A 26488-nucleotide genomic window follows, 5' to 3' on the forward strand; every position below is an offset into this window, starting at 1 on the left:
GTGTGATCGAAGGAGAGGCACGACGAAAACAAATCATGCAAACCTTGGCAAATAAAGAAAAACCAGTGAGTGCTAGCAAGTTTGCGAAAACTTTTGGAGTCAGCCGTCAGATTATTGTCGGTGATATTGCTTTACTACGAGCGGCAGGTAAAAGTATCGTGGCAACAGCAAGAGGTTATATCCTTGAAACAGAAGAAACCAATACTGGACATATCAGTAAAATCGCGGTCCAGCACGGAAAAGATCAAACAGACGAAGAGTTGAGACTCATCGTTGAAAATGGCGGCGAAATCATTGATGTAATCGTAGAACATCCGCTTTACGGTGAATTAACAGGTACGTTGCACATTAAAACGCCACAAGACATCGATTCATTTATGAGACGTTATCAAAAGAGCAATGCTTCTTTATTATCCGAACTCACAGGAGGAATCCATCTGCATACGATCCGATACCCAGAAAAGCATATGCTGAAAACAATCAAGCAAAAACTAGCTGAAGCAGGTATCTTGTACGAAGGATGACTAGCTCCATAAAAAAACAGTACCGAAGAACTGGCGAAATTTAAACGCCAGTTTTTTTATTTTCAAGAAAAAGGTGTTCGCTTTGTCTGCACAAAGTATTGTACGCTTTTTTTGTAACATAACTAGCAAGATAATGGGGGCGGATATGAGATGGATCCAAATAAGCAAGATCAAGGAGCGTTGGAAGCACAAAAAATCAAGCTGTATTATAACGAGGTTGGTGAGGAAAAATTAGATCAATACATAGAGACGCTCGCGCACAGCCTAATTAAATTCATCCGAAACTTTGAGGACTCTGAATACGTATCTGAAAGATTAAAAAAATTTTCTGAAAATTTTTCTGAGAATATTTACACTTACAATCGAAAGTGGCCATTATGGAATGACCTTTACAAAGCAACTCGCTCTTCTGAAGCACTCCATCTAGAAACAATTTTTAGAGATGTAGGATTTAACAAACCTTCCTTCGGTTCGCAAGACTTATCAGTAATATATAAGCAAGCAGAAGAGCTTTTAAATGAAAAAAAAGAAGCACTGATAGTAGAGATACTAAAGGGAAATCCAAACGTTGAACTGTATATCTCTTATGATCCTAAGGCTGAACAAGGAAAGCTATTAAATAAGAAGCTGAAAAATGGCGAGTATAAAACAAAAGAAGAACGGATAGAAGCTTTAGCAGATGGGTATGAACATCGAGATGAAAAAGCGAAAGATATTGAGAAGGATATCATTCAAGGAGTAGATGAAACGGAAATAGGAGCTATGATACGGCTGATATATCCTCTTGAAAAAACAGTGAGAGATAGAGTGAATTTTTATAAAAACGACCACATAATTTTAGCACCATGGGCTAGAAACAAGGAACTTACTGATCTATGGAGCGGTGTGATTCCACCAAGTGAAGAAAAATTCGTGGGATTAAAAGAAAGCCTGATCCATAAGAGTGAACAAGAAAAAATTTTATTGACTTATGGAAACGGAAAAGAATTCAACGCTACTTTTCATGATTTAGAAGAGAAGAATTACAAATGGGAAAGCTGTGAGAAGTATATAGAAATAATTGCAGAAATGTTAGAGGAGAAAAATGGGATACAAGGAAAGCTAAACCAAGATGTTTTTGAAAATTTCGACCAGTATATCCCTTCTACAAAAAGACAAGGACAACTATGGGGAGAATTTCAACGAGTCAGTCGTAAGTTTGAAGAATTCCATTTAGAGAATATAGTAGGATGGGATGAGTTCATGAAAAAAGCGTATCCTGAACAAGGATTTAAGCATTCCTTGAATCAATGGTTTGGGAAAATGTCAGTAGAACTAGCAAAAGAAAACCCGAAAATAGAACTCGGTGTTTTTTATGATCCAGCTTGGGAAAGCGTAAAAAGTTTAGAATTTTATACGCCAATTTCAAAAACAAAATGGAAAAAGCGTGTAGAATCGACAGAGAATGCTATTGCTCAAAAATTGCATCTGGCTGAAACTTCAGATACGTTACACCATTTATATCATAATGAGAGCTCATTAGGTGGTCGGATTTATTATTATGATAGAAAAAATGTGTTGACTAATGTAGCTCCTTGGGCCAAGTCAAAAGAGCTTGGTACAGTTTGGTCAAGAAGTAGTAGAGAAGAGACTTTGACATTTCTACTTCCACAGATGGATGGACAAAGTGATTTATCTGCTTCAATTAAACCGCAAGAGCACCGGAAAATCAGTTTATTTGTGTCAGAAACTGGAAAATATGCAGATGAAGATAATTTTCGACAGAAAAACCCTACAAAAGCAGAGCATACGATAGAGTCTATTGATGACTATATTTCTGCTACGATAGGTGCAATCTTCAAAAACCAAAGGAAATTTTATGATCCAGATTTCAGACAACATTTTTATGAGAATTTTACAAAATATATCCCATCAGATAAAAAACATTGGGAGCTATGGGACGATTTCCAAAAAGTCAGTAGAAGCTTTGAGGAATTCAAATTAGAAAACATATATATAAAATTAGATATCAATTTTGAAATACCAATGACGTGGTCTAAGGAATTAACCCTCATATCCTACTTGCATAAGATTAAAGGGGAGATAGCGGTAGAAATAGTAAAAAGAAATCCCATGACTGAATTGACACTTTTTTATGATCCGATACAAATTTATGCAGCATACGATGTTGTCGGTTGGACTAATTCTGATTATTCTGATTATTATGATAGTGATACTAGCAATTCTAGTGATAGTAGCAGGCGTAGCATAGATATCGATCAATATGCTGATAAGATAGAACGGCGTGGTACTGATAGAGCTGGTATATTAGATATTGAAGAAGAATTTGCAAAAGGAACGGAAAGTGAGAATGAAAAATGTCTTGGTAGGATACTCAGATATGCATTTCACAATAAATCAGAGTTAGAAGGAAGAATTGTTCTGTTTGATCGTCATAAACAAATTGCCGATAGATTACCATGGGAAAAAGAAGAGATTGCAGAAGCGTGGAGAAATGCATGCAAAAGTGTCGTTCTTACACCTAGCATTGATAATGAAAATAAACTTCATGAAAAGAAGGAAAGCGAAACAAGTTTACACCAATCAATAGACACTCAGGTAAAACATCGAAAGAGTCCAGAACAGTTGATAAAAAAACAGCCACAGCAGTTATCGAGTCTTTTAAAAACAGTGGGTATAAGGAATGAACAGCCATCAACAAGCACCGATCAACTAATAAGTGCTTCCACATCCCAAGTTGGACAACAAAGAATGGCACAAATCAGACAGCAAGAAGAGAGAGAAACTTCGGCTAATAAAAAGCCATGTGTACGAGAAATAATAAGATTCTATGAACGTTAAAAAGAGATAGACTTGAAAAAAATGCTAAAAACAATCAAGTAAAAACTAGCTGAAGCAGTTATCTTGTACGAAGAATGACAAGCACCATAAAAAAACACCGAAGAACTGGCGAAATTTAAACGCCAGTTTTTTTGTTTTCAAGAAAAAGGTGTTCGCTTTGTCTGTATGAAAGTAATGTATACTTTTTTATAACAAAATAATGGGGGCGGATATGAAATGAATCCTGAAAAACAAGAAGAACAAAGAATTGGCTTATGTATTGATAAGGAATCTGGGCGTAAGAGATTTGAAGGAGTATACTGTACTGATTATCTAACTGCTATAACAAATACTATGTTCGACCATGCGAAACAGCTTTCTGATAAGAAGTTCCAGCAGCACTTTTTTCAAAACTTCACGGAGTATCTTTCCCCTGAGATCAAAGGATGGGTTTTATGGGACGATTTCCAGAAGGTCAGCAGGAAGTTTGAAGAACTAAAACTAGAGAATATCTATAATAATCTAAATCTAACTTTTGATGGTACATCACAGCTTTCTGAGAAGGAAAGAGTCAACGATTATTTGTACGACTTGAGAGGACAGATAGCCGTAGAAGTAGCAAAAACGAATCCAAGAATCAATTTATACCTTTACTATGATCCTGAATATGCAAATGCAAGGGATGAGATGGGTAGTGCTATTGGTGCTGGTGACTTAATGACTTTAGTAGCAAATTGGAGTGTTAATGTAGCATTTGAAGAAGCTAAAGTTGCTAGGGGAGATGAAGAGAGTTATCCCAGTCACACGCTCCGTTATGTTTATCATAACAAAGAAGAACTGGCAGGAAGGGTGTATTTATATGGAGAAGGGCATGATAACAGTGTTGTTATGTACGATTTAAAAGGTAAGCTGACTGATGTAATGCCTTGGGAAAGAGATGAGGGTCTTGCTGTGACATGGAAAGAAGAATGTAGGATTACGAATCTTACGTTGGATCCAGCCTATGCAGCCAATCATTTACAGCAAAGCAGTACAGTAAGGCAAAACAGTGGAGAAGAAAAAGATATAAAAGAATTTGCTGATAAAAATCCAGTGTTTGAAAATGAACTTAGAGAAGGAGAGGAAAAAAATATTCCTTCCACTCCTGATGCTTCTGCTTCTGATTGTAAGTCGTCACAACTAAAGGATTTAGCTTCTCGACATAACCATCAATCCTTATCAGATATCATGCAAGCAGCTAATATACAGCATAAAGAAAATAATCAATCAAACAACTGGAAACAAGATAGTCCAACAAAGCAAAATGTAAGTACAAATACACAAAAAGAAATATCGTTGATAAAAGCAGAATCTTGGGCAGACAGCAATGAATCGAAGCGAGTGGGACAGTTAATAAAGACGTGGGAAACTCCCTCCCAAACGACGAGTGCAACCACATTAGATTCAAGAAAACAGGGGTTAGGGCAACTTCTAGAAGACGTAACGACACGTAAAAGTTATCCTTCTGGAGATAAAAAACAGGTAATTCCCAATAAAGCTTTATCTCTATCCAAGACACAGCCACATCTTGAATTTTGATTTCAGGAAATTTCATTTTAAATTTAGTAGCGAAACATAAAAAAGGGGCTGTGACAAACGACGTGTCACAGCCCCTTTATTCCGAATATGTTCAAAAGCTTGCATCTGAGATAATAAGCCTAACTAAACGAAAAATAGGAAGAGCTATTTTTGTTTGGCTGTTCTTATTACTTGATGCAGGACAGCTTTTTCACAACCTCTTTATAAAGCTTTCTTATGCCATTAGAATCGAAGGATCAATCCAAATCTCTATTCGATCACCAATACGCCTTCTTTTAATGCAAATGGATTTTGATCGTTGATGTGGTCATAGAACATCACACCGTTGATATGGTCGATTTCATGTTGAACGACGATCGATTCATAATTCTTCAAACGAATCTTGTGTTTTTCACCATTCATATCATAATAAGACACAGTGATTTTGGCGTGGCGAACGACATATCCTGGTACTTCTCGGTCAACAGATAAACAGCCTTCGCCTTCCCCTAAACAAGCATCTTGAACAGAATGGCTCAAAATTTTAGGATTATACATAACAGTACTTAGAGAAGGTTCATCTACCTCTGGGTCTGCACTTGGTACGTGAACAGCAATGATTCTTTTAGAAATATCTAATTGAGGCGCAGCTAAGCCAACACCGCCTCGTAAGTGCAATTCTTCAGCTTTGATTGGATCTTGGCTGTTTTTTAAGAACTCAAGCATCTCTTTTCCTAAAGAGAGATCTTCTTCGCTTAATGGAAGAGAAACTTCTTCTGCAACTTCGCGTAAGGTCGGATTTCCTTCACGAATGATATCATCCATTGTAATCATGGAATATGTACCCCTTTCTTAGAAGACTATATTCAAGTCTATTTTCGCATTATAGTTTACCACAAAAATGGAAAAGTAGTAGTAAGATTGTTTGAAAACTACTTTTTCTTAATGATTAACCACTTGATTTCCAGCCCGGTTTCAGGTAAAGTATAGCTGTGTGCTCTAGGCGCACGGCCTGCCACTTGGTTAAGCGAATCACCAACGTTTTACTCAGTCGCAGGGGAATAATCGAAAGAGGTGAAAGAAATGGCAATTTCAAAAGAACGCAAGAATGAAATCATCAACGAATATGCTCGCCATGAAGGGGATACTGGTTCTCCAGAAGTACAAATCGCTGTATTAACTGAAGAAATCAACCACTTGAATGAACATGCACGCGTGCACAAAAAAGACCATCATTCATACCGCGGCCTAATGAAAAAAGTTGGTCACCGTCGTAACTTGTTAGCTTACTTACGTAAAACTGACGTTCAACGTTACCGCGAATTGATCAAACGTTTAGGCTTGCGTCGTTAATTTTAGTCAAAAAGAGTGGGATTCACATGAATCTCACTTTTTTTACTCGTATATCAATTAAGCAAAATTCCGTGATCAAGCTAGATGGACTCCTACTAACCAAATGAAAGCTGCTCAAAAAACGGCTTTCGGCAGTTTTCATTTGTTTAGTAGCGTCTTGCTTTCACGAGAAGGAAAAGGAGAAGTTATGTCAGAAAAACAAGTATTCAAAACGACATGGGGCGGCCGTCCCTTACAAATCGAAGTCGGTCAGCTAGCAAAACAAGCAAACGGAGCCGTTTTAGTCCGTTATGGAGATACAGTGGTCTTAAGTGCAGCTGTGGCCTCTAAAGAAGCAAAAGATACAGACTTTTTCCCATTAACGATCAATTATGAAGAAAAAATGTATGCAGCAGGGAAAATCCCTGGAGGTTTCATCAAACGAGAGGGTCGTCCAAGTACAGAAGCAACATTGACTGCCCGTTTGATCGACCGTCCGATCCGCCCGATGTTTGCGGAAGGCTTCCGTAATGAAGTCCAAGTAACGAACATCGTGATGAGTGTAGAAACTGACTGTTCACCAGCTATGGCAGCGATGTTAGGTTCTTCTTTAGCACTATCAATCTCAGATATCCCATTTGATGGTCCAATCGCGGGTGTAGAAGTTGGTCGTGTAAATGGTGAGTATGTCTTGAATCCAACGGTAGAGCAAGCAGAACAAACAGATATCGAATTAACTGTTGCTGGTACGAAACAAGCGATCAACATGGTTGAAAGTGGCGCGAAAGAAGTTTCAGAAGAAGACATGCTTGGTGCATTGCTGTTTGGTTTTGACGCTATCAAAGAATTAGTTGCTTTCCAAGAAGAAATCGTTCAAGCAGTAGGAAAAGAAAAAATGGAAGTCACTTTACTGCAAGTTGATGAAGTATTGAAAAAAGAAATTTTTGATGCTTCTTACGCTACGATGAAAGCAGCAGTAATGACCGAAGAAAAACTTGCTCGCGAAGAGAACATTGACCAAGTGAAACTCGATATTCGTGAAGCTTACGCTGAGAAATTTGCAGGTCACGAAGATGAAGATCACTTATTGAAAGAAGTCAAACAAATCACGGAAGATTTAGAAAAAGATGTCGTACGTGAATTGATTACCATCGATAAAATCCGTCCTGACGGGCGTAAATTGGATGAAATCCGTCCATTGTCATCAGAAGTCAGCTTATTGCCACGTGTACATGGATCAGGATTGTTCACACGAGGACAAACACAAGCTTTATCTGCTTGTACACTCGCACCTTTAGGAGAGCACCAAATCATTGACGGTTTAGGGGTTGAAGTCAGCAAACGATTCATCCACCACTACAATTTCCCTCAGTTTTCTGTTGGTTCTACAGGACGTGCAGGATCTCCAGGACGTCGGGAAATCGGACATGGCGCATTAGGAGAACGAGCATTGGCACAAGTAATCCCTTCAGAAGAAGAATTTCCTTATACGATCCGCTTGGTAGCAGAAGTATTGGAATCAAATGGTTCTTCTTCCCAAGCAAGTATCTGTGCTGGCACGTTAGCATTGATGGACGCAGGGGTACCAATCAAAGCACCTGTTGCCGGTATTGCGATGGGACTTGTTTCTGATGGTGAGAACTATACGATCTTAACAGATATCCAAGGGCTGGAAGATCATCTTGGCGATATGGACTTTAAGGTTGCCGGTACAAAAGATGGTATCACTGCTTTGCAGATGGATATCAAGATCCAAGGAATCACAGAACAAATCCTAACTGAAGCATTGACTCAAGCAAAACAAGCACGTATGGAAATCTTAGAAGAATTGACTTCAACGATTGCTGCTCCACGTGAAGAATTAAGCCAATATGCACCAAAAATCGAAATGATCCAGATCGAACCTGCTAAAATCAAAGATGTCATCGGTAAAGGCGGAGACACGATCAATGGAATCATCGATGAAACGGGTGTAAAAATCGATATCGATCAAGATGGAAAAGTAAGTATTGCTTCTGCTGATGCAGAAATGATCAAAAAAGCCATCAAGATCATCGAAGATCTGACAAAAGAAGTCAAAGTCGGTGAAGTTTATCTAGGGAAAGTTGTCCGTATCGAAAAATTCGGTGCATTCATCAACTTGATCAAAGGAAAAGATGGACTTGTCCATATTTCTCAATTGGCAAACGATCGTGTCAATAAAGTCGAAGATGTTGTTAAACTAGGTGATGAGATCCTTGTGAAAGTAACGGAAATCGATAAACAAGGACGCGTAAATCTGTCAAGAAAAGCAATGTTGAATGAAGATGGTTCAACGAAAAACGAAGCAAAATAATTTTAATTCTTATGAATATTGTGTTTTGTGATCAAGAAGTTGACAGGAGAACAACAATTATTCGAAAAAAAGGGAGGTGACGATTTTTGTCATCTCTCTTTTTTTACTGAAGTTTCTTGGTGCATATTTTTGGAGTCCTTCTAAATAAAGCGTAAAATAAAAGTGAGATAAAAGGACGAAGGAGGGGAAGGCTATGCTGAACTTTTTATGGTCGTTGTTTATCGGCGGTGTGTTAGGTTTGATAGCTGGTGCCATTTTGGGAAAGGAGGTCCCAGGTGGTGTATCTGGAAATATCATTATCGGCTTTTTAGGCAGCTGGCTTGGCGAATTTTTACTAGGACCGCTAGGACCGGAACTTGGCGGTTTTTATTTGATCCCAGCACTATTGGGTGCAATTTTTTGCCTTGCGCTTTATTCATTTGTGGCAAGACGTATCAGGGAACGACCAAAGAAAGAATAATTTTATTCAAATAAGTTGACACTTCAGTGTGTTACTTGGATAATTAGAAGCAATTTAGGAAAGTGGGTGTCATGGATAAGAATATCGTCTATCATTCAAGCTTACCTAAAGGATATCCATATAACAAGAAATGAGGGGAAAACGTGGCAACAACGCACAATACCAAAAAAATATCAATGGCTGGCCTGCTTGTAGCGATGGGAGTCGTCTACGGTGACATCGGGACAAGTCCGCTTTACGTGATGAAATCGATTGTTGAAGATAATGGCGGATTGACAGGAATTAATCCTGATTTTGTTATCGGATCAGTCTCATTGATTTTTTGGACATTGACTCTACTGACAACGATCAAATATGTCGTGATTGCACTAAATGCAGATAACCATGGGGAAGGTGGAATTTTCTCACTCTACACACTTGTCCGAAAAGGTGGGAAATATTTGATTATTCCTGCAATGATCGGAGGAGCTGCCTTACTAGCAGATGGGGTATTGACCCCTGCTGTGACGGTAACGACTGCGATTGAAGGATTGCGGGGAATTCCGCAGTTTTTTGACCGGTTCGGTAATAACCAGAACGTGATCGTCATTATCACTTTAGTTATTATTTTTGTCTTATTCATGGTCCAACGCTTTGGTACAGATATTGTCGGAAAAGCATTCGGACCAATCATGTTCGCTTGGTTTACTTTTTTAGGAGTAATGGGGTTGCTGAATTTTAGCCAGGATTGGACAGTTATCCGTGCATTGAACCCTTATTACGCAATCCAGCTGCTTTTTAGTGCAGATAACAAATTAGGCTTGTTCATTCTTGGAAATATTTTCTTGGCTACGACAGGTGCAGAGGCGCTTTATTCCGATCTTGGACATGTCGGCAAACGAAATATTCGTTTGAGCTGGCCTTACGTCAAAATTTGTTTGGTCATCAATTATTTTGGGCAGGCTGCATGGTTATTGAATGTTTATCAAAACCCTGAAGCACAGCAAATCAAGAACTTGAATCCATTCTTCCAAATGATGCCTCAAAGTTGGATCGTGATTGGCGTTGCTTTTGCAACAGTTGCTGCGGTGATTGCTTCGCAAGCATTGATTACAGGCTCGTTTACGCTGGTTTCGGAAGCCATCAAGTTGAAACTGCTGCCTCGATTAAAGATCATGTATCCTGGGAACAGTATCGGGCAAATGTATATCCCAGCAGTCAATCTGATTCTATGGATCGCCTGTTCTCTAGTGGTCGTCACATTCCGAACTTCCCATCATATGGAAGCTGCTTATGGTCTGTCGATCACGGTGACCATGTTGATGACGACGGCATTGCTTTACTTTTATCTTATCCAAAATGGGCATTCTCGTTGGTTTGCATATTTAGTTACCTTTTTCTTTGGTGCAATAGAAGTCGTTTTCTTTATCTCAAGTGTCGTCAAATTCTTCCGTGGCGGTTTTGTAGCCGTTCTGATTGGTTTGATCATCTTAGTCGTGATGTTCATTTGGGAACAAGGGAACATTATCCGCGAATCGTCAACAGAGGATGTGTCTTTGAGGGATTATATCCCACAGCTTAAAGAATTACGTGATGATGCTTCTTTACCAATCTATCAGACGAATGTTGTCTTCCTAGTTCCTGATATGGCTGAAGATAAAGTGGGACGACAGTTCATCTATTCGATTTTAGATAAGCGACCTAAAAGAGCAAGAGTCTATTGGTTTGTTCATGTGGAAGTGACGGATGAGCCATATACGAAAGAATATCAAGTAGATATGATGGGCACCGACTTTATTGTCCAAGTGAATCTGTTCTTAGGTTTCAGGGTCCAACAGGAAATTAACGTATATGTTCGCCAAGTCATCCATGATTTGATGAAACAAGGTCGTTTGCCAAAACAGCCACAAAGATACTCTTTGACACCAGGACGGGAAGTTGGCGATTTCCAATTTGTTCTGATTGATGAAGTAGTCTCAAATGTGACAACTCTAGGAAAATGGCAACGTCAAATCATGCAGGCAAAACTGGCAATCAAAAAAATCGCTACCTCGCCAGAAACATGGTTTGGGCTAGAGTACAGCGAAGTAAAACATGAAACTGTTCCGCTTATCATTGGAAATACTCGGAAAACATGGTTGAAAGAGCGGTTGTGAAAGTAGCGCTTTGATCTAAATTCAGCTTTTGAATACCGTTTTTATCAGAGATCATGAAAAAGCTGTTTAGCAACAAGTAACGCAATGCTTTTAATAGGAAGGAGATGTGGCATTTTTCAGCCACATCTCTTTTTTTACTCCTAATATAAATACGCATTATTTTCAATTTTTTTGTAGAAAAAGGGTACAATAGAAAAAGAGAAAGGCGGGAGAATATGGTTATCAATTTCATTATTTTATTTTTGATGATCGCAATTACTTCATTTTTTGTAGCAAGTGAATTTGCTTTAGTGAAAATCAGACGATCAAAATTGGAACAATTAGAAAAGGAAAACGTGAAGAACGCCAAGCTAGCTCTTCATGTTACACACCATTTAGATAATTATTTATCAGCTAGTCAATTAGGAATTACGCTAACCGGGTTGATCATCGGGTGGGTCGGTGAAGGCTCTGTCGCGGCTCTACTGGAACCAGTGATCGGTAAACTACCTTTCAGTTCGGCTATCAGCAGTACAATCTCTGTGGCGCTAGGATTTATTTTAGTGACGTATATCGATGTGGTTATTGGCGAACTGCTTCCTAAGAGCTATAGTATCGTCAATACGGAGAAGGTCGTCTTGTTCGTAGTCAAACCGCTTCATTATTTTTATAAAGTAATGTTTCCTTTTATTTGGGTATTGAATCATTCAGCAGCGGGTCTAGGAAAGCTTTTAGGTGTGCGCCTCGTATCTGAAGGAGAAGAAACCTTGTCTCAAGAAGAGCTGACACTAGTCGCATTGAATTCTTATGAAAAAGGTGAGTTAACCAAAGAAGAATATCATTATTTGGAAAACGTGTTTGAATTTGATGATACCTTGGCAAAAGATATACAAGTAGATCGTACGTCTATGCAAGTATTCGAAGCTTCGGAAACAGTAAAAGAAGCGATAAAAGCTTCGATTGAGCAAGGACATACTCGCTATCCGGTGATTTTAGAATCCAAAGACAATGTTCTAGGTTATGTTACCTTACCAGATTTGATCAAGCAATCTTATAAAGATGACCAACTGACAGTAGAACATTTGATTGAAGAGCCAATCGTAACAACTGAAACAATCCCTATAAAAAAATTATTGACGATCATGCGAAAAAAAGGAAAACATATTGCTATCTTAAAAGATGAATATGGAGGGACAAGCGGCTTAGTAACGATTGAAGATATTTTAGAAGAAATCGTCGGGGAAATCCGGGATGAGACAGATTTGGACGAAGCGTTGATAGCGGAACAGTCAGATGGCTCTTATATCATCTCCGGCAAACTAACATTAGATGATTTTCAACGTTATTTTCATGTAGAGATTCCAGAGTTTGAAGAAACGAATTTTACTACACTTGCGGGATTTGCTTCTAGCCGATATAAAGAAATAAAAGCAGGAACGATCATTGAGATTGCCTCATTCCGTTTCACGGTATTAGAATACCAGCATGCGCATATCGATTATTTCAAAGTAGAGACCATGGAAAGAGATGCAGAATAAAAGAAAAAATGCTGTGACAAAAAATGTCACAGCATTTTGTTATCTAAAAAAACTGTTTTCGGTAAACGAAGAAGATATTTTCAATAAAAGTTTTCATTTTTAGCCGCACCGATTTCTTTTAATCAAGGTTACCTTGCTTCGGCATGTTCTAACGTGAAATGTTCCTCTTCACCCATATGTTTCAATTGTTTCATCGAACGCATGTAAGAGTAAAGCAACACTGCAACAGAGCCGATCCAAGCTAGAGGAGAAGCTGCTGCGGCTCCTGGATACCCCCACATTCCTGTAAGAACGATAGCTGCAAAAGAACGCATAAGCAATTCCATCATACCGGCGATCGTAGGAATCTTGCTTTGTCCAAGACCTTGAAGCGTGTAGCGTAAAATGAACAGGACTGCTAAGATCCAGTAAAGAGACCCATTGATATTGAAGTAGGTTTGTGCTAATTCAAATACATGTGTTTCTGATGGGCTAACAAACAGTTGAACAAAGAAATGTCCAAAGAAAATGACGATAGCACCTGCTAAAAGACTAAATCCGACACTCATCAATAAAGTTTGTCGTACACCTTGCAAGATTCGACCATATTCTTTTGCACCATAGTTTTGTGCAGTGAAAGTCGCCATTGCGATACCAAATGACATCATCGGTTGATTGGCAAATTGATCAATACGACCAGCAGCGGCTTGAGCAGCCACAACATCTGTCCCTAAGCTATTTAGTGCCGCTTGTAATACGATAGCACCGACAGCGATGATTGAAGACTGGAACGCCATTGGCAAAGCTGCATTTAGATGTACACGAAACTCTTCTTTATCAAAATTGAAATCTTTTTTGCGTAACTGTAACAAAGGCATTTTTTTCTTGATATACACAAGACACAGTACGCTAGAAGAAACTTGTGCGATTACGGTAGCAATAGCTGCACCTTCCACACCCATACCAAAATAGATAATAAAGATCAAATCAAGTACGACGTTGATGATAACCGCAATGATCAGAAAGAATAATGGTGTGCGGCTGTCACCAAGTGCGCGAATGACATTAGAAAGCAAATTGAAACTGACGGATGCAAAGATTCCTAACAAAATAATTGAAATAAACGTTTGTGCTTGATCAATTATTTCAGGAGGAGTTTGCATCAACTGAAGCATCGGACGAATAAACAGGAGACTCAGGACGGTTAAAATCACAGTGACGACAAGACTAATAACAACACTAGCAGCAAAACTTTTCTTCAGACCCCGATAATCTTTTGCACCGTAACGTTGTGCAGTAATAATGGCTAAACCAGCTGTTAACCCTTGGGCAAAACCAATGATCAAAAATGTCAGGCTTCCAGTTGCACCAACCGCTGCCAGCGCATTTTTACCTAGCGTCTGACCCACGATGATCATATCGATCATATTATAAAACTGCTGAAAAACGTTTCCGATCAGTAAAGGAACAGTGAACAGCAAAATCAGTTTAGCGGGGCTTCCTTTTGTTAAATCGCGCATCTTTTAAACTCCTTATATCTTTAAAATTTAGTTAGTAGTATATAGCGTTTATCCTGAGAATACCAATTAGAAATCAATGATAATTGATGAAATTCCATAAAAAGAAGCCAAGAATTGAGTCAAAGAATCAACAACTTGGCCTGGTCTGTAAAATAAGGGACATCCACGTTTATCTATCACCTTAATATTGTCTGATCTCACTTGGTAAAAGGATCGTTTCTCTCGTACCGTCATCATAGGCGTATACTTGAGCAGGAAATTGGTTCGAATAGGCAAACGGTAAATCAATATCCATTTCCACATTGCTTCCTGCTTGAGAAAAATGCATCGTCACTTTTCCACGATTTTCGATCAAATCAAAGGTTAATATATTTTCTAATGGAATGACTCCCTTAAGATCTAGGTCAATAATAAACCATATACTGTCAATCAATTCATCTGGCAAACTTGATACTACACCAACTGAAGCGTAACGGTTGCGGCTGCTATCAAAACTTTCAAACATCTGGTTAACCTCCTTCGAATCAACGAATGTTTTTATTTTTATAATCAATCATAGGATAAACTAGAAATACTTACTTTAACGAGGGTTCATTCTAATAAAGAATCAGGAAAAATGCAACAATAATTGAATACTTTTTTTCAAAGTATAAATTTTTATAAAGGTACGATAAAAATATGCGAGGGAAAGCTTGGTAAATCAGGATTTTTCGTTTGCAAAGCTATTTACAAAAGTGGAAGCCCCATATGAAAATAAACGATTAGAAATAAAAAAGGCGTGTTAAAAGCTGCTGACCCGCCACTTCTAACACCACCTGATTGTTTCAGTATTATTCTTCTTTTGAACCGATTACTTCTGGTTCGCCGCCTTCACTTGTGCTTTCTTCTTCTTCACTTTGAGCGACTACAGCAGCAATTTGTTCTTCACTGTCGGTCACGAACTTGTAATCGTCGTTTTTTGGAAGATCAGCTACTGTAATAGAATCGCCTAATTCCAAGTTTGTCACGTCGACTTCAATTCGTTCAGGCAATTTGTCTGGTGTAGCAGATACGACTACTGTATACAAGTTTTGAGCTAACACTCCACCCGATTTAACACCAATTGATTCGCCAACAAGAACGACTTCTGTTTCGACTTCTGTTTCTTCCGACATGTTGACAGATAGAAATTCTGCATGTTCGAAATGATTAGTAAAAGTGTTCGTTTGAATCTTATGAACCAATGTATTGACTTTTTGTCCGTCAATGTCCATCGTGATAACTGTGTTTGCTCCATGTTCACGCAACAATTTGCTTAGTGTCAAACCATCGAATGAGATAGGGGTACTTTCTATTTTATACCCATAAACAACAGCTGGAACTTTCCCTTCGTGACGAAGTTTATTTCTTAATGAACGGGGACGTACTTCTCTTTTACTTACTTCTAATGATACTGACATAACCAAAATTCCTCCTTAAAATGTGACTGTCTGCTTTGGTAACGGACAGATTTTATTTAAGTGAATTCTAAAGGCTAATCTCGTGCACATCATCGAAGGCAGGGCGCTTAAAAAAACGCAAAAGGAGAGATGTGCGCATCTCCCCTTAGAAAGTCAGGATTCAACTTTTCTCCACCAGGTCATTACGCTGTGTATGAGAAATCCAATTCACTTTACTCTTTAACCGTAACGCGAACTACTGGTTAAGTCAAGGAATAACGCTGCTGATTTATTTGCAAGCAAACATATTCAAGGTATAATTCTTATTAGTAATAAGAAAGGAAACGGTATGCGCTTAGATAAATTAATAGAAGAAAAATTAGAAACGACACGTAAGGAAATGAAGCGGCTGTTTGCTTTGAAGCAAGTGATGGTCGATGGCACAGTCGAATTTCGACAAAATCGAAATGTAGACAGTTTGCTGCATCGGATTGAAGTAGCAGGTGAACATTTAGAAACAAATGAGTCCTATTATCTTCTCAACAAGCCTAAAAAAGCTGTGACTGCCGTGTCAGATCCAGAAAAGACGACGGTAATCGATCTGATTGCAAGTGCCGATCGTTTTCAGCCGCTCTATCCGGTGGGAAGACTGGATAGAGATACAACAGGACTATTGCTGATTACTTCGAATGGCCAATTGGGATATGAAATGCTCCTTCCTGAAAAAAAGGTCTCAAAGACTTATCAAGCAGTGGTGAACGAAAGGGTGACATCAGCAGACGTAGCAGCATTTGAAAAAGGAATCGTATTCGCTGATGGGTACCAGTGCCAGCCGGCTAATCTAAAAATACTCAAAGCAGACAAGCACCAAAGTACTGTTTTATTGACGATCCAAGAAGGAAAATTCCATCAAGTCAAAAAGATGTTTTTAGCCCAAGGAAAGAAAGTGATCGCATTGAAGCGGTTAAGCATGGGACCATTGGAATTAGATGAACAGTTGGCAGTAGGCGAGTACCGATCGTTGACGCTAGCAGAGATGAAAAAGTTAAGTATTTATTTTAAATAGGAGATCAAAAAGATGAGATATAACACTTTATTGTTTGATGTTGATGATACATTACTAGACTTTCAACAAACTGAAGCAAATGCTTTAAGTACTTTGTTCGCAGAGCAAGGAATCACGTTGACACCAGAAATCAAAACGAGCTATAAGGCTTTGAATCATCATTTATGGCAGGAATTTGAAAAGGGCAGACTATCACGAGAAGAAGTAACAGGCAGTCGTTTTGGATTACTCTTCCAGCAATTTGGGAAAACAGTAGATAGTCGCCAAATGGAGAAACGCTATCGTCACTACTTGAACCAAGGACATGACCTTGTTCCAGGGAGTCTAGAACTTCTGAAAAAGGTCCACCCTCACGCCGAACTTTATATTGTAACGAACGGTGTGTCGCATACTCAATATCAGCGTTTAACAGATGCAGGAATGCTTGATTATTTTAAGGATATATTTGTCTCAGAAGCTGTCGGAGCGCAAAAGCCGATGAAAGAATTTTTTGATCATGTATTTTCCCGCATTCCTGATCTTGATAAAAAGCAGACGGTGATCATTGGCGATTCACTGACTTCTGATATCAAAGGAGGGAACATGGCAGGGATCGATACGATTTGGTTCAATAAAAACAAATTGCCGGAAATCGAAGAGATCCAACCCACTTATCGAATCGATTCTTTAGAAGAACTTTACTCATTATTGGAAATTGAAAAGGATTAATTTTCAGAAAAATATAGCATTTTCGTGTTTTTTCGCTATAATAGATTAGAATGAAAAAACGGATACGAAAGAGGTTTTAGTCAATGACAAAAAGCAAGCCAATTATCATTGGTGTGACGGGTGGGTCAGGAAGCGGAAAGACAAGTGTCAGCCGTGCGATTTTCAACAACTTCCCGGACCATTCCATCATGATGCTTGAACAAGATTCTTATTATAAGGATCAGAGCCATTTGAGTTTTGAAGAACGATTGAACACAAATTACGATCACCCTTTTGCCTTTGATAATGATCTGCTGATTCAGCATGTAGGCGACTTACTGAACTATAAAGCCATTGAAAAACCCGTGTATGACTATGTAGCGCATACAAGAAGTCAGGCAACGATCATTCAGGAACCAAAAGAAGTGATCATTCTAGAAGGAATCCTGATCTTAGAAGATGAACGTCTGCGTGACTTGATGGATATCAAGGTATACGTAGATACAGACGATGATATTCGTATTATTCGTCGTATCAAACGGGATATGGAAGAACGGGGACGCACATTGGACTCCGTGATCGAGCAATATTTGACAGTTGTTAAACCGATGTATCATCAATTTATCGAACCAACGAAGCGCTATGCGGATATCATTGTTCCAGAAGGCGGAGAAAACCACGTTGCTATTGATTTGATTACAACAAAAGTGGCTAGTTTCTTAAACCATAAATAGTGCGCAGTGAAACAGTTGAACGGACTGCGACCGTTTGAAAAGCAAGGATCCTGCTTTTTGAACAGTCACCAGTCAACTGTTTTTTTATTTATAACAAGAGGTTGTGAAATCAGCGTCTTGACTTGAGTATTAGAGAGAAAAAACGGAAAAATAGCTACTTATATTTTACCGTTTTTTGAGCTAATACCGAAGGTCAGCTGATTGAGCACCGTGAATCAGAGGTTGTGACAGAAGTAGTCAGCTTCAATAAATAAGAAGGAATTTTCCGAAGAAGCTACTTTTGCATCACCCCCTAAGGAGGCAGTTTTAGCAAATGAAAAAAGATATGAGGAAGAAAGATGTCTAAAAAAGCATCAGTTTTACAAAAATGTCTTCAGATCATGCCAATCATCGGTCTGTTGTTTTTCTTTGTGTTGATTCTCTATGCTTATCATCATGGGATTTTTCGTTCAAGCACCTCTTTGCAAGCGTTTATCCAGGAATTCGGCAAGTATGCAGTGATAGTATTTGTTCTGCTGCAAGTGGTCCAAGTGATCATTCCTATTTTGCCGGGAGGGATCTCTTCGGTAGCTGGCATGCTGATGTTTGGCAATGGATTTGGGCTTTTATATAGTTGTATTGGTCTAGTGATTGGGGAAGCAATCGGATTTTTGCTTGTCCGTTACTATGGTGTAGCCTTTGTCCAGCTTATTTTATCGCCAAAAAAGTATCAAAAATTTGATGAATTGCTGACAAGAAAAACGAAAGATATCAAAAAAGTATTAGTCGTTACCTTGCTGCTTCCCTTTGCGCCAGACGACTTGATCTGTCTAGTAGCTGGTTTGACGAAATTATCTTTTAGAGAGTTTATGCAGATCGTGATTTTCTTGAAGCCGTGGTCGGTAGGTGTGTACAGTATGATCATGCTCTTTTTATTCCATCAAGCGCAAGGTCATTTATAATGTAAAAAAGGACGTGGGTGTATGGAAAAAATAAAAGTAACAGAAAATGAACTGGATGAGCTGATGGCAGTCATTCAAGAAGTATGGCCGGAAGCTTTTGTACCAATTATTGGTCAAAAACAAGTCGATTATATGCTGAAAACTTATCAGTCAAAAAAGCAGATCCAAAAAGAACTGGCAGAAGGCGTTTCTTATTTTTTATTAAAAAGTGAAGGAAAGACTGTCGGTTACACTGCTTATGAAGAGATAAAAGGTAAAATCTATTTAAGTAAATTATATTTGCTGAATAAAGCCCGTGGCCAAGGATTGACTTCTTCGGTTTTTCGCTGGTATGAAGAACTTGCTGCGCAAACAAAGGAAAAAGAGATTTTTTTACGAGTGAACCAGGGAAATCACCAAGCAATCGAGGTTTATAAGCATGAAGGGTTTGAGATTACAGAAGAACTTGTTTCAGATATCGGTCAAGGATTTCAAATGGTCGATTATAAAATGAAAAAAGCTCTCGCATAATCTTAGGAACTGTGTTAAAGTAACTTCATGCGACGGGTCGAGAAGGACTCTGGTTTACAGAGCTCCTAATTGATTTTGGAGGCACAGGATAATTGATTTCTATCTTTATCACCTGCCGGATGCAGGGGTGTCGGGCAAGACTTTTGTGGAGAAGGGCTTGTCTGCTTGAGTAATCAAGTACCGTAAAAATGCGGAAAGAAGCTTATGCTTCTTTCTGCATTTTTTTTTTTTACAAGAATATATTCTGTAAAATTGGTTTATTTCCCCTTTAATGCTAAAATCGAAGAGCAGATTAGTTATAAGACTGTTTAAGGGAGCCATTGTCATGTTCGAAAAACTCAAACGATTTGGGCGCAATTTTACGCAAACAACGCCCTTTATTTTAAGCAATACGGTTATTTTGATTCCTTATCTTTTATTTTTGGGAATAACAGATTCGCATAATTGGCTGACGATTTTGCCATTTACGCTGTTTTATGCCTTTCGGATGACTGGGCTGTTTTTAGTCAATAGTCTACGATTTGGTCTAGATAGTTACACGTTGCTGATGATCGCTCTGCTGATGGGTGGTACTGGTTCATTACTTGGAATACTAGGCGTATTTTATTTTCCTTTGTTTTATTTTTCAAGTGTTCTTCTAGGGCTAAGTGCAGCATGGCTTGTACCTGCTAATATCACGGTCAATTTCCATGAGAAGATGCAAGGCTTTATCAATATGGATGGGAAAAAGTACTTATTTGCAGCTATCTGGCTATTCCTCCTGTATCAAGCAATCGGACTGCCTGCACCGACTCAGATTGCAGCAAGCTTTACGATTTATACACTTTTTTACGTCATGGCCTACCACACGGTCAGTCATTATCCGCGTTACGAACTGGATTTCAAAGATATGAAAAGAAATCTAGTGGCTACGCGGGAGCTTGTTTTATTTTTGGTGTTCTTTGGCTTATTGTTTCTTTTGAGAAATGCCCGATTGTTATTCGATGAAAGGCTTTTTGATCTTGCTGTTTATGGTTTCTTGGTGTTGTTCATTGTGTTCGTGTTCGTCTTAGGCCACCAGAAGAAGGAATGGAAGTTGCCAAGTTGGCTGAATCTGTTTACTTTTCTAAATGGAATGTTAGGGAATTTTCTTTTTTTGTTTAGCAGTTTTTATGTTGGCATACTGTACGGATTAGAGAAACTTCCGTTTTATATGTATTTTCCTTATGCTGCCGGTTTGATTGCAGCAAAAATAGTCGGACCATTGATTTTGAAACGTTTATCATGGTCTCCATTGGCTACGCAATTGCTTGGACTGAGTTCTTCTTTGTTGGTCCTCTTGATTCCAAATGGTTTTGCGATAGGTGTCTTTTTGCTTAGTTTCTGGCACGTAGTAACAGGCAGTTGGCTAAATAAGGAATACTATCAAACCGATGTAGCTATTCCAATGGATCGTCGGATTATTGCCAAGTACACTACTCAAAATAAAGGAAGTGTGATCCACCAGTTTTTATTGATGACGCTTTTGTTTATTTTATCAAAAGAAATGGGAGAGCCAATCCATCTACTACTGATCATGCTGAACCATGGAGCAGTGCCGATAGCAAGTGCGCAACTGCTTATTTTAGCCAAATGGATCAATGTCGGTCTCTTAATGAGCGGATTGGTGACTGTATATCATTTATGGAAGAAGGCGAAAAAGAATGAGGCTATTCATTGATGGGGATGGTTCTCCAGTAAAAGACGATGTCATAAAGTTAGGAGAATCCTATGGTCTCGACGTGATTATCGTAACCAGTGTAGATCATTATACGACCAAAGAATACGCTAATCATGTCCAAATCGTCTACGTAGACCGTGGAGCTGATAGTGCAGATTATAAAATCGTCGGTATGGTTAAGAAGAATGACTTTTTGATCACGCAAGATTATGGTTTAGCTTCACTTGTATTGCCGAAGGGTGTGCGAGTGTTCCATCACTCTGGAAAAGAATTTGATGAAGCGAATATCGGCACGCTTCTCGAACAACGTTACCATAGTGGGAAGTTAAGAAAAGCTGGCATAAGGACAAAGGGTCCAAAACCCTTTACAGATAAAGATCATACGGCTTTTCGTCAAGCGTTGAAAAAGGCAATTGACCAAGGTTTACCAAGTACAGAAGATAGTAGGTAACGAAGGTAGTTTACTTGTGCGCGAATACACCAAAAAAGGAACAGGGAAACAGGATAAATGGATTCCTTGTTCCTTTTTTTGTTGTTCGGTACTAGCTCAAAAAACGGTAAAATAGGAGGAGTTATTTTTATTTGGTCATTCTTATTGCTTGAGACAGAACAGCTTTCTCCCAACTTTTTTTCTACTTTTTCCTCTTCTTATACATTTGGATCAATGCATCGATTGCTAAAAAAATAATGACAAATGCTGCAATAGCATACGTAAATATCCCTAATAAGGAAACGACCTCTGCGTTTTCTACAGGTGCAGCTTGGACAAGCAAGGAAGATCCTACGATCAATGCAGCTAAAATCATACCGAAAACAAGTCGATTGATCATACTTTCGATCCTGTTCAATAATTTGTCTTGCTTTTTTAATTCCAAATTGACTTTTCCTTGTCCCGAAGTCCACATTTCTAATAGATGATGAAGTTGTTGTGGAATCTTAGGCACAGCCTTCATTCCTTCTAATAGGTCTAATCCACTTTGTTTCAATGTATCTTCTACATCCAAATGGGTGAGAAAGTAATGTTGGGCAAAAGGCGAAGCAATTTCCATGAGGGAAACTTCAGGGTCAAGGACACGGATCACCCCTTCTAATGTCCCGAATGCTTTCAGCAAAAGCGTGATATCACGGTCGAACTGCAGATTATTTTGATGACAGATCATCACGACTTGTGCGAATACTTCTTGCAAGTTGATTTCATCAATAGGGGAATCATAATATTGTTCAAGAAAACTTGTCAGTTCTTGGTGAAACCGACTTTCATCAAATAAGCCTTCTTGCTGACAAAGTCGAAGGACCGCTTTTTCGATTCGATAAGCATCTTTCGTATACAGCGCTAAAACGGCTTGTGTGAGCTTTTGCCTAAGACCTGCAGAAAGATGCCCCATCATGCCAAAATCAATGTAGTTGACTGTATATGGCGCAACAGGGTCTTCTATAGAAGTAGAGGCTCGAAAAGCAAAGGGACCGAACTCTTTTTCATGAACTGTTTCAGTTGTTCGGCGAGCTCGTGTCTGTTCTTCTTTTGTTAGCACATGGAACAGCAAATTCCCCGGATGAGGATCAGCATGGAAAAAACCATCATCAAACACCTGCTTCATAAAGTTCTCAACTAAAAGCTTTGCAACTTCTTGTTTCAGCTGCTTGTTTTGAATACCGGTGATAAAAGTTTCTGTTCTGTTTTCGGCATTCATCAAATGATTCAAGTTTTTACCAGACATTTCTTCCATCACGATCACTTTTTTCGAACAAAAAGCGTCATAAATTTTGGGGCTGCGGATCTCTTTCCAGCCATTGTTCTTTTGATAGAATTGTTCGCCATTTTGACTTTCTTTTAAGAAGTTCATTTCATTGATCAAGGAACGTTTTACTTCTTGGAGTACCCCTTTTAGATCAACTACGCTAGTTTCAGGAATGTATTTGATCAAAGGGATTGCACGTTCAAATAGTTGAAGATCAAGGCGAATCTCTTCGGCAATGTTAGGGTGTTGGATCTTAACAACTACCGCGTCACCGCTTTTCAGCTTGGCACGGTGAGCCTGTCCCATAGAAGCGGAGGCAAAAGGCGATTTGGAAAAATCATCGAATATATCTGATACCGAAAGAGAAAGTTCCGTTTCGATCGTCTTTTTGACCGTTGAAAATGTGTCGCTAGGTACACTGTCTTGTAATGTTTTAAATGTCTGAGTGAAGGCAGAGGAAAGCAAGTCCTCTCGAACAGAAAGCATCTGTCCTATCTTGATGAAGGTGGGGCCTAATTCTTCAAAGGCTTTTTTTACCTGTTCGGGATTTTTTTGCTGTACAAAGTTTGGCACTACATTGTAGTTGATGAACACTCGAATGATTTCTGCCAAGCGGCTGCGTGGATTTGTTTGCGCCATCATCATCCCTCCTTTTCTTTATCATAACTTTTTATAAAAAATGGGACAAATAATCTAGCTGGCAAAAAATAAATGACGTTTGTTCTTTTAGAAACCAACTCGTTTTTTTATAAATAAGTTATTCGTTTATTTTTGTTTTGTGCTAAAATATGAGAGTAAATCACTGAACGATTTAGAATACAGGAGGACAATCTTTTGAAGATTACTTTACTATATGGCGGACGCAGCGCAGAGCATGAAGTGTCCATTCTTTCCGCATTTTCAGTTTTAAATGCCATTTATTATAATTATTACCAAGTTCAACTCGTATTTATTACAAAAGAAGGACAATGGGTCAAAGGTCCATTACTAACAGAAAAACCTGCAAGCAAAGATGTCTTGCACCTTTCATGGGACCCAAGTGGACAGACAGAGGAAGGCTTTACAGGAAAAGTGATCAATCCGGGCGAAATCAAAGAAGAAGGAGCCATCGTTTTTCCAGTTTTACATGGGCCAAACGGGGAAGATGGAACGATCCAAGGCTTCTTAGAGACATTGAATATGCCTTATGTCGGCGCAGGCGTATTGACCAGTGCATGTGCCATGGATAAAATCATGACCAAATATATTTTACAAGCTGCTGGTGTGCCACAAGTTCCTTATGTACCAGTACTTAAGAATCAATGGAAAGAAAATCCTAAAAAAGTATTTGATCAATGTGAAGGTTCTTTGCTTTATCCGATGTTTGTCAAACCGGCGAATATGGGTTCTAGTGTCGGCATTACAAAAGCAGAAAACCGAGAAGAATTGCAAAATGCTTTAGCAACAGCCTATCAGTATGATTCTCGAGCAATCGTTGAACAAGGAATTGAAGCTCGCGAAATCGAAGTTGCTGTATTAGGAAATGAAGATGTTCGGACGACTTTGCCTGGCGAAGTCGTAAAAGACGTAGCATTCTATGACTATGAAGCCAAATATATCAATAATAAAATCGAAATGCAGATTCCAGCCGAAGTGCCGGAAGAAGTTTATCAAAAAGCGCAAGAGTACGCGAAGTTAGCTTACACGATGTTAGGCGGAAGCGGATTGAGCCGGTGTGATTTCTTTTTGACAAATAAAAATGAATTATTCCTGAATGAATTAAACTCTATGCCAGGATTTACGGAGTTCAGTATGTACCCGCTCTTATGGGAAAACATGGGCTTGAAATACGGTGATTTGATTGAAGAACTGATTCAATTAGGAATGAATCGATACCGTCAGCGTCAATCTTTTTTTGAAAAAAATGAATAAAGAGAAATAAAGAAGAAGCTGGAGTGATTGCGTAACCGCGTTCATTCTAGCTTCTAAATACGAATAGAGAAATTTACTTGGAAGTGAGAGTCATGCGAACCCGCCGTTTAGGCCAAACGCTTTTTTCACAACCTTTTTTAGGAGAGATCTCAATGAATCTAACAATACAAGAAATTGCACAAGCCGTGGGCAGCGAATGCTCTGAACTGACAAAGATTACCAATGTCGAATTTGACAGCCGGAAGATAACCGAAGGAAGTTTATTCGTTCCTCTTGCTGGTACGCGAGATGGACATGAATTTATCCAGCAAGCAATCACAAACGGCGCATCTGCTTCATTTTGGAGCTTGCCTGTTGAACAAGCACCAAAAGATTTTCCAGTTATCCCTGTAGCAGATCCTTTGAAAGCCATGCAGCAATTGGCAACCTATTACTTGGAAAAAGTAGGTGCAGAAGTCGTTGCAATTACAGGAAGCAATGGTAAAACCACCACGAAAGATCTAACCGCGTCTGTCTTGTCTGAAAAATACAAAACATATAAGACGCAAGGAAATTACAACAATAATATTGGTCTTCCTTACACGATTTTGCACATGCCGCAAGATACAGAAAAAATCGTCTTGGAAATGGGCATGGATCACGCCAATGAAATCACGGAACTTTCACTTATGGCTCAACCAAAAGCTGCAGCAATCACAATGATCGGTGAAGCACACATAGAAAATCTTGGGTCGCGAGAAGGAATCGCTAAAGCCAAAATGGAAATCACTGACGGACTTGTACCAGACGGATTACTCGTTGTGCCCGCAGATGAACCGTTGTTGACACCTTTAACTGCAACATTAGTACAAACAGTCACAACATTCGGTATTGGAAATGGCGATGTTCATGCGGAAGTGACAGCAGAAGGAAAAGCACAAACCGATTTTGTAGTAGAAGGAGAAACATTTACGATCCCGCTGCCTGGAAGTTATAATGTAACGAATGCTTTGATTGCGTATACGATTGGGCGCTTCTTTGGACTGTCTATACCTGAGATACGCCAAGGGCTCGCTCATGTTTCTATCACACAAAACAGAACTGAATGGCTAACGGCAGGAAATGGTGCAGCTATTTTGAGCGATGTCTACAATGCAAATCCAACAGCCATGGGACTGGTATTAGATACTTTTAAAAATCTGCCAACAAAAGGGCGTAGAATCGCTGTGTTAGCAGATATGCTGGAATTAGGGAAAGATTCTTTAAACATGCATGCGCAAATGAGTGAACATATCGATCCTGAGAAATTTGCCATGATTTTCTTGTACGGGGAACAAATGCATGCATTAAAAGAAGACTTGAATCAAAAATATCCGCAACTACCTGTGTTCTATTTTGAAAAAGAAAAGAATAAATTGATTGAGGCTGTCAAACAAAATCTTGAATCAACAGATAGTATTATGCTGAAAGGCAGCAACAGCATGGGCTTATTCGAAGTAGTAGAACAGCTTCAGCAAATGAAATGAAAATCTGTAAACTTGCAGAAAATGAAAAGCTATGTTAGAATAACCTATTGCCGAAAGATGAAGAGAAATTGGACTGGTTTTGCCATGGAAGCAACTTGT

General features: G+C 38.9%; 22 protein-coding genes. 17 read left to right on the forward strand and 5 right to left on the reverse strand.

Going from position 1 to position 26488, the window contains the following annotated elements; translation table 11 throughout:
* Nucleotides 1–2: 2 nt before the first annotated feature.
* From A5849_RS02205 to A5849_RS02215, 3 genes are all read left to right on the forward strand, one after another.
* Nucleotides 3–524, forward strand: coding sequence for a transcription repressor NadR (locus A5849_RS02205; protein WP_002335133.1), 522 nt, complete (start codon nucleotides 3–5; stop codon nucleotides 522–524).
* Nucleotides 525–674: 150 nt separating this feature from the next.
* Nucleotides 675–3365 carry a hypothetical protein gene (locus A5849_RS02210; RefSeq protein WP_002345473.1) on the forward strand — a complete coding sequence of 897 codons (2691 nt, stop codon included), beginning with the start codon at nucleotides 675–677 and terminating at the stop codon, nucleotides 3363–3365.
* 216 nt (nucleotides 3366–3581) lie between these two features.
* Nucleotides 3582–4922: a hypothetical protein gene (locus tag A5849_RS02215; RefSeq protein WP_086309925.1), complete on the forward strand. Its 1341-nt coding sequence runs from the start codon at nucleotides 3582–3584 to the stop codon at nucleotides 4920–4922.
* A gap of 249 nt (nucleotides 4923–5171) precedes the next feature.
* On the opposite strand, the gene def is transcribed toward A5849_RS02215, so the two are convergent.
* On the reverse strand, nucleotides 5172–5735 hold the full coding sequence (gene def, locus A5849_RS02225) for a peptide deformylase (RefSeq protein WP_002309767.1): 564 nt from the start codon (nucleotides 5733–5735) through the stop codon (nucleotides 5172–5174).
* A gap of 249 nt (nucleotides 5736–5984) precedes the next feature.
* Here def and rpsO point away from each other — a divergent pair, with 249 nt between their 5' ends.
* From rpsO to A5849_RS02250, 5 genes are all read left to right on the forward strand, one after another.
* Nucleotides 5985–6254 carry a 30S ribosomal protein S15 gene (gene rpsO, locus A5849_RS02230; protein ID WP_002289282.1) on the forward strand — a complete coding sequence of 90 codons (270 nt, stop codon included), beginning with the start codon at nucleotides 5985–5987 and terminating at the stop codon, nucleotides 6252–6254.
* 187 nt (nucleotides 6255–6441) lie between these two features.
* Complete coding sequence (gene pnp, locus A5849_RS02235) at nucleotides 6442–8568, forward strand: polyribonucleotide nucleotidyltransferase (RefSeq protein ID WP_025478893.1); 2127 nt, start codon at nucleotides 6442–6444, stop codon at nucleotides 8566–8568.
* A gap of 193 nt (nucleotides 8569–8761) precedes the next feature.
* Complete coding sequence (locus A5849_RS02240) at nucleotides 8762–9028, forward strand: GlsB/YeaQ/YmgE family stress response membrane protein (protein ID WP_002293441.1); 267 nt, start codon at nucleotides 8762–8764, stop codon at nucleotides 9026–9028.
* A 143-nt stretch (nucleotides 9029–9171) separates the two neighbouring features.
* On the forward strand, nucleotides 9172–11163 hold the full coding sequence (locus A5849_RS02245) for a KUP/HAK/KT family potassium transporter (protein ID WP_002309765.1): 1992 nt from the start codon (nucleotides 9172–9174) through the stop codon (nucleotides 11161–11163).
* A gap of 215 nt (nucleotides 11164–11378) precedes the next feature.
* Entirely contained in the window at nucleotides 11379–12680 is a 1302-nt protein-coding gene (locus A5849_RS02250; RefSeq protein ID WP_002309763.1) for a hemolysin family protein, read from the forward strand.
* 128 nt (nucleotides 12681–12808) lie between these two features.
* On the opposite strand, the gene A5849_RS02255 is transcribed toward A5849_RS02250, so the two are convergent.
* The 3 genes from A5849_RS02255 to A5849_RS02265 form a co-directional block, all read right to left on the reverse strand.
* Nucleotides 12809–14179, reverse strand: a complete 1371-nt coding sequence (locus A5849_RS02255; RefSeq protein ID WP_002293436.1) for an MATE family efflux transporter — start codon at nucleotides 14177–14179, stop codon at nucleotides 12809–12811.
* A gap of 181 nt (nucleotides 14180–14360) precedes the next feature.
* Nucleotides 14361–14684, reverse strand: a complete 324-nt coding sequence (locus tag A5849_RS02260; RefSeq protein WP_002289744.1) for a DUF960 domain-containing protein — start codon at nucleotides 14682–14684, stop codon at nucleotides 14361–14363.
* Nucleotides 14685–15009: 325 nt separating this feature from the next.
* Nucleotides 15010–15618, reverse strand: a complete 609-nt coding sequence (locus A5849_RS02265) for a 50S ribosomal protein L25/general stress protein Ctc (RefSeq protein ID WP_002345470.1) — start codon at nucleotides 15616–15618, stop codon at nucleotides 15010–15012.
* Nucleotides 15619–15946: 328 nt separating this feature from the next.
* Here A5849_RS02265 and A5849_RS02270 point away from each other — a divergent pair, with 328 nt between their 5' ends.
* The 7 genes from A5849_RS02270 (at nucleotide 15947) to A5849_RS02300 (ending at nucleotide 21685) form a co-directional block, all read left to right on the forward strand.
* Nucleotides 15947–16663, forward strand: coding sequence for a 16S rRNA pseudouridine(516) synthase (locus A5849_RS02270; RefSeq protein ID WP_002312433.1), 717 nt, complete (start codon nucleotides 15947–15949; stop codon nucleotides 16661–16663).
* A 12-nt stretch (nucleotides 16664–16675) separates the two neighbouring features.
* Nucleotides 16676–17371 carry a YjjG family noncanonical pyrimidine nucleotidase gene (locus A5849_RS02275; RefSeq protein ID WP_002309760.1) on the forward strand — a complete coding sequence of 232 codons (696 nt, stop codon included), beginning with the start codon at nucleotides 16676–16678 and terminating at the stop codon, nucleotides 17369–17371.
* A gap of 83 nt (nucleotides 17372–17454) precedes the next feature.
* Entirely contained in the window at nucleotides 17455–18084 is a 630-nt protein-coding gene (gene udk, locus A5849_RS02280) for a uridine kinase (RefSeq protein WP_002289751.1), read from the forward strand.
* Nucleotides 18085–18422: 338 nt separating this feature from the next.
* The gene (locus A5849_RS02285; RefSeq protein WP_002335136.1) at nucleotides 18423–19025 is read left to right on the forward strand and encodes a TVP38/TMEM64 family protein; all 603 of its coding nucleotides are present in this window, start codon (nucleotides 18423–18425) and stop codon (nucleotides 19023–19025) included.
* Between the two features lie 21 nt (nucleotides 19026–19046).
* Nucleotides 19047–19535, forward strand: coding sequence for an N-acetyltransferase (locus A5849_RS02290; RefSeq protein ID WP_002293430.1), 489 nt, complete (start codon nucleotides 19047–19049; stop codon nucleotides 19533–19535).
* A 325-nt stretch (nucleotides 19536–19860) separates the two neighbouring features.
* On the forward strand, nucleotides 19861–21234 hold the full coding sequence (locus tag A5849_RS02295; protein WP_002345469.1) for a hypothetical protein: 1374 nt from the start codon (nucleotides 19861–19863) through the stop codon (nucleotides 21232–21234).
* Entirely contained in the window at nucleotides 21218–21685 is a 468-nt protein-coding gene (locus A5849_RS02300) for a YaiI/YqxD family protein (protein WP_002312437.1), read from the forward strand. The genes A5849_RS02295 and A5849_RS02300 overlap by 17 nt, the downstream gene beginning before the upstream one ends.
* 181 nt (nucleotides 21686–21866) lie before the next feature.
* On the opposite strand, the gene A5849_RS02305 is transcribed toward A5849_RS02300, so the two are convergent.
* Nucleotides 21867–23612 carry an AarF/ABC1/UbiB kinase family protein gene (locus A5849_RS02305; protein WP_002313977.1) on the reverse strand — a complete coding sequence of 582 codons (1746 nt, stop codon included), beginning with the start codon at nucleotides 23610–23612 and terminating at the stop codon, nucleotides 21867–21869.
* A 195-nt stretch (nucleotides 23613–23807) separates the two neighbouring features.
* Here A5849_RS02305 and A5849_RS02310 point away from each other — a divergent pair, with 195 nt between their 5' ends.
* A complete protein-coding gene (locus A5849_RS02310) occupies nucleotides 23808–24884 on the forward strand; it encodes a D-alanine--D-alanine ligase (protein WP_002309755.1) in 1077 nt (358 codons plus the stop codon).
* Nucleotides 24885–25036: 152 nt separating this feature from the next.
* The gene (gene murF / locus A5849_RS02315; protein WP_002312441.1) at nucleotides 25037–26389 is read left to right on the forward strand and encodes a UDP-N-acetylmuramoyl-tripeptide--D-alanyl-D-alanine ligase; all 1353 of its coding nucleotides are present in this window, start codon (nucleotides 25037–25039) and stop codon (nucleotides 26387–26389) included.
* Nucleotides 26390–26488 lie beyond the last annotated feature (99 nt).

The organism is Enterococcus sp. 10F3_DIV0382 (assembly GCF_002140245.1).
GTDB classification, from domain to species: Bacteria; Bacillota; Bacilli; order Lactobacillales; family Enterococcaceae; genus Enterococcus_B; species Enterococcus_B lactis.

Coding starts and splice junctions, on each gene's coding strand:
- A5849_RS02210 (WP_002345473.1), top strand. CDS start 675: ATGGATCCAAATAAGCAAGATCAAGGAGCGTTGGAAGCACAAAAAATC.
- A5849_RS02215 (WP_086309925.1), top strand. CDS start 3,582: ATGAATCCTGAAAAACAAGAAGAACAAAGAATTGGCTTATGTATTGAT.
- def (WP_002309767.1), bottom strand. CDS start 5,735: ATGATTACAATGGATGATATCATTCGTGAAGGAAATCCGACCTTACGC.
- rpsO (WP_002289282.1), top strand. CDS start 5,985: ATGGCAATTTCAAAAGAACGCAAGAATGAAATCATCAACGAATATGCT.
- pnp (WP_025478893.1), top strand. CDS start 6,442: ATGTCAGAAAAACAAGTATTCAAAACGACATGGGGCGGCCGTCCCTTA.
- A5849_RS02240 (WP_002293441.1), top strand. CDS start 8,762: ATGCTGAACTTTTTATGGTCGTTGTTTATCGGCGGTGTGTTAGGTTTG.
- A5849_RS02250 (WP_002309763.1), top strand. CDS start 11,379: ATGGTTATCAATTTCATTATTTTATTTTTGATGATCGCAATTACTTCA.
- A5849_RS02255 (WP_002293436.1), bottom strand. CDS start 14,179: ATGCGCGATTTAACAAAAGGAAGCCCCGCTAAACTGATTTTGCTGTTC.
- A5849_RS02260 (WP_002289744.1), bottom strand. CDS start 14,684: ATGTTTGAAAGTTTTGATAGCAGCCGCAACCGTTACGCTTCAGTTGGT.
- A5849_RS02265 (WP_002345470.1), bottom strand. CDS start 15,618: ATGTCAGTATCATTAGAAGTAAGTAAAAGAGAAGTACGTCCCCGTTCA.
- A5849_RS02270 (WP_002312433.1), top strand. CDS start 15,947: ATGCGCTTAGATAAATTAATAGAAGAAAAATTAGAAACGACACGTAAG.
- A5849_RS02275 (WP_002309760.1), top strand. CDS start 16,676: ATGAGATATAACACTTTATTGTTTGATGTTGATGATACATTACTAGAC.
- udk (WP_002289751.1), top strand. CDS start 17,455: ATGACAAAAAGCAAGCCAATTATCATTGGTGTGACGGGTGGGTCAGGA.
- A5849_RS02285 (WP_002335136.1), top strand. CDS start 18,423: ATGTCTAAAAAAGCATCAGTTTTACAAAAATGTCTTCAGATCATGCCA.
- A5849_RS02290 (WP_002293430.1), top strand. CDS start 19,047: ATGGAAAAAATAAAAGTAACAGAAAATGAACTGGATGAGCTGATGGCA.
- A5849_RS02295 (WP_002345469.1), top strand. CDS start 19,861: ATGTTCGAAAAACTCAAACGATTTGGGCGCAATTTTACGCAAACAACG.
- A5849_RS02300 (WP_002312437.1), top strand. CDS start 21,218: ATGAGGCTATTCATTGATGGGGATGGTTCTCCAGTAAAAGACGATGTC.
- A5849_RS02305 (WP_002313977.1), bottom strand. CDS start 23,612: ATGGCGCAAACAAATCCACGCAGCCGCTTGGCAGAAATCATTCGAGTG.
- murF (WP_002312441.1), top strand. CDS start 25,037: ATGAATCTAACAATACAAGAAATTGCACAAGCCGTGGGCAGCGAATGC.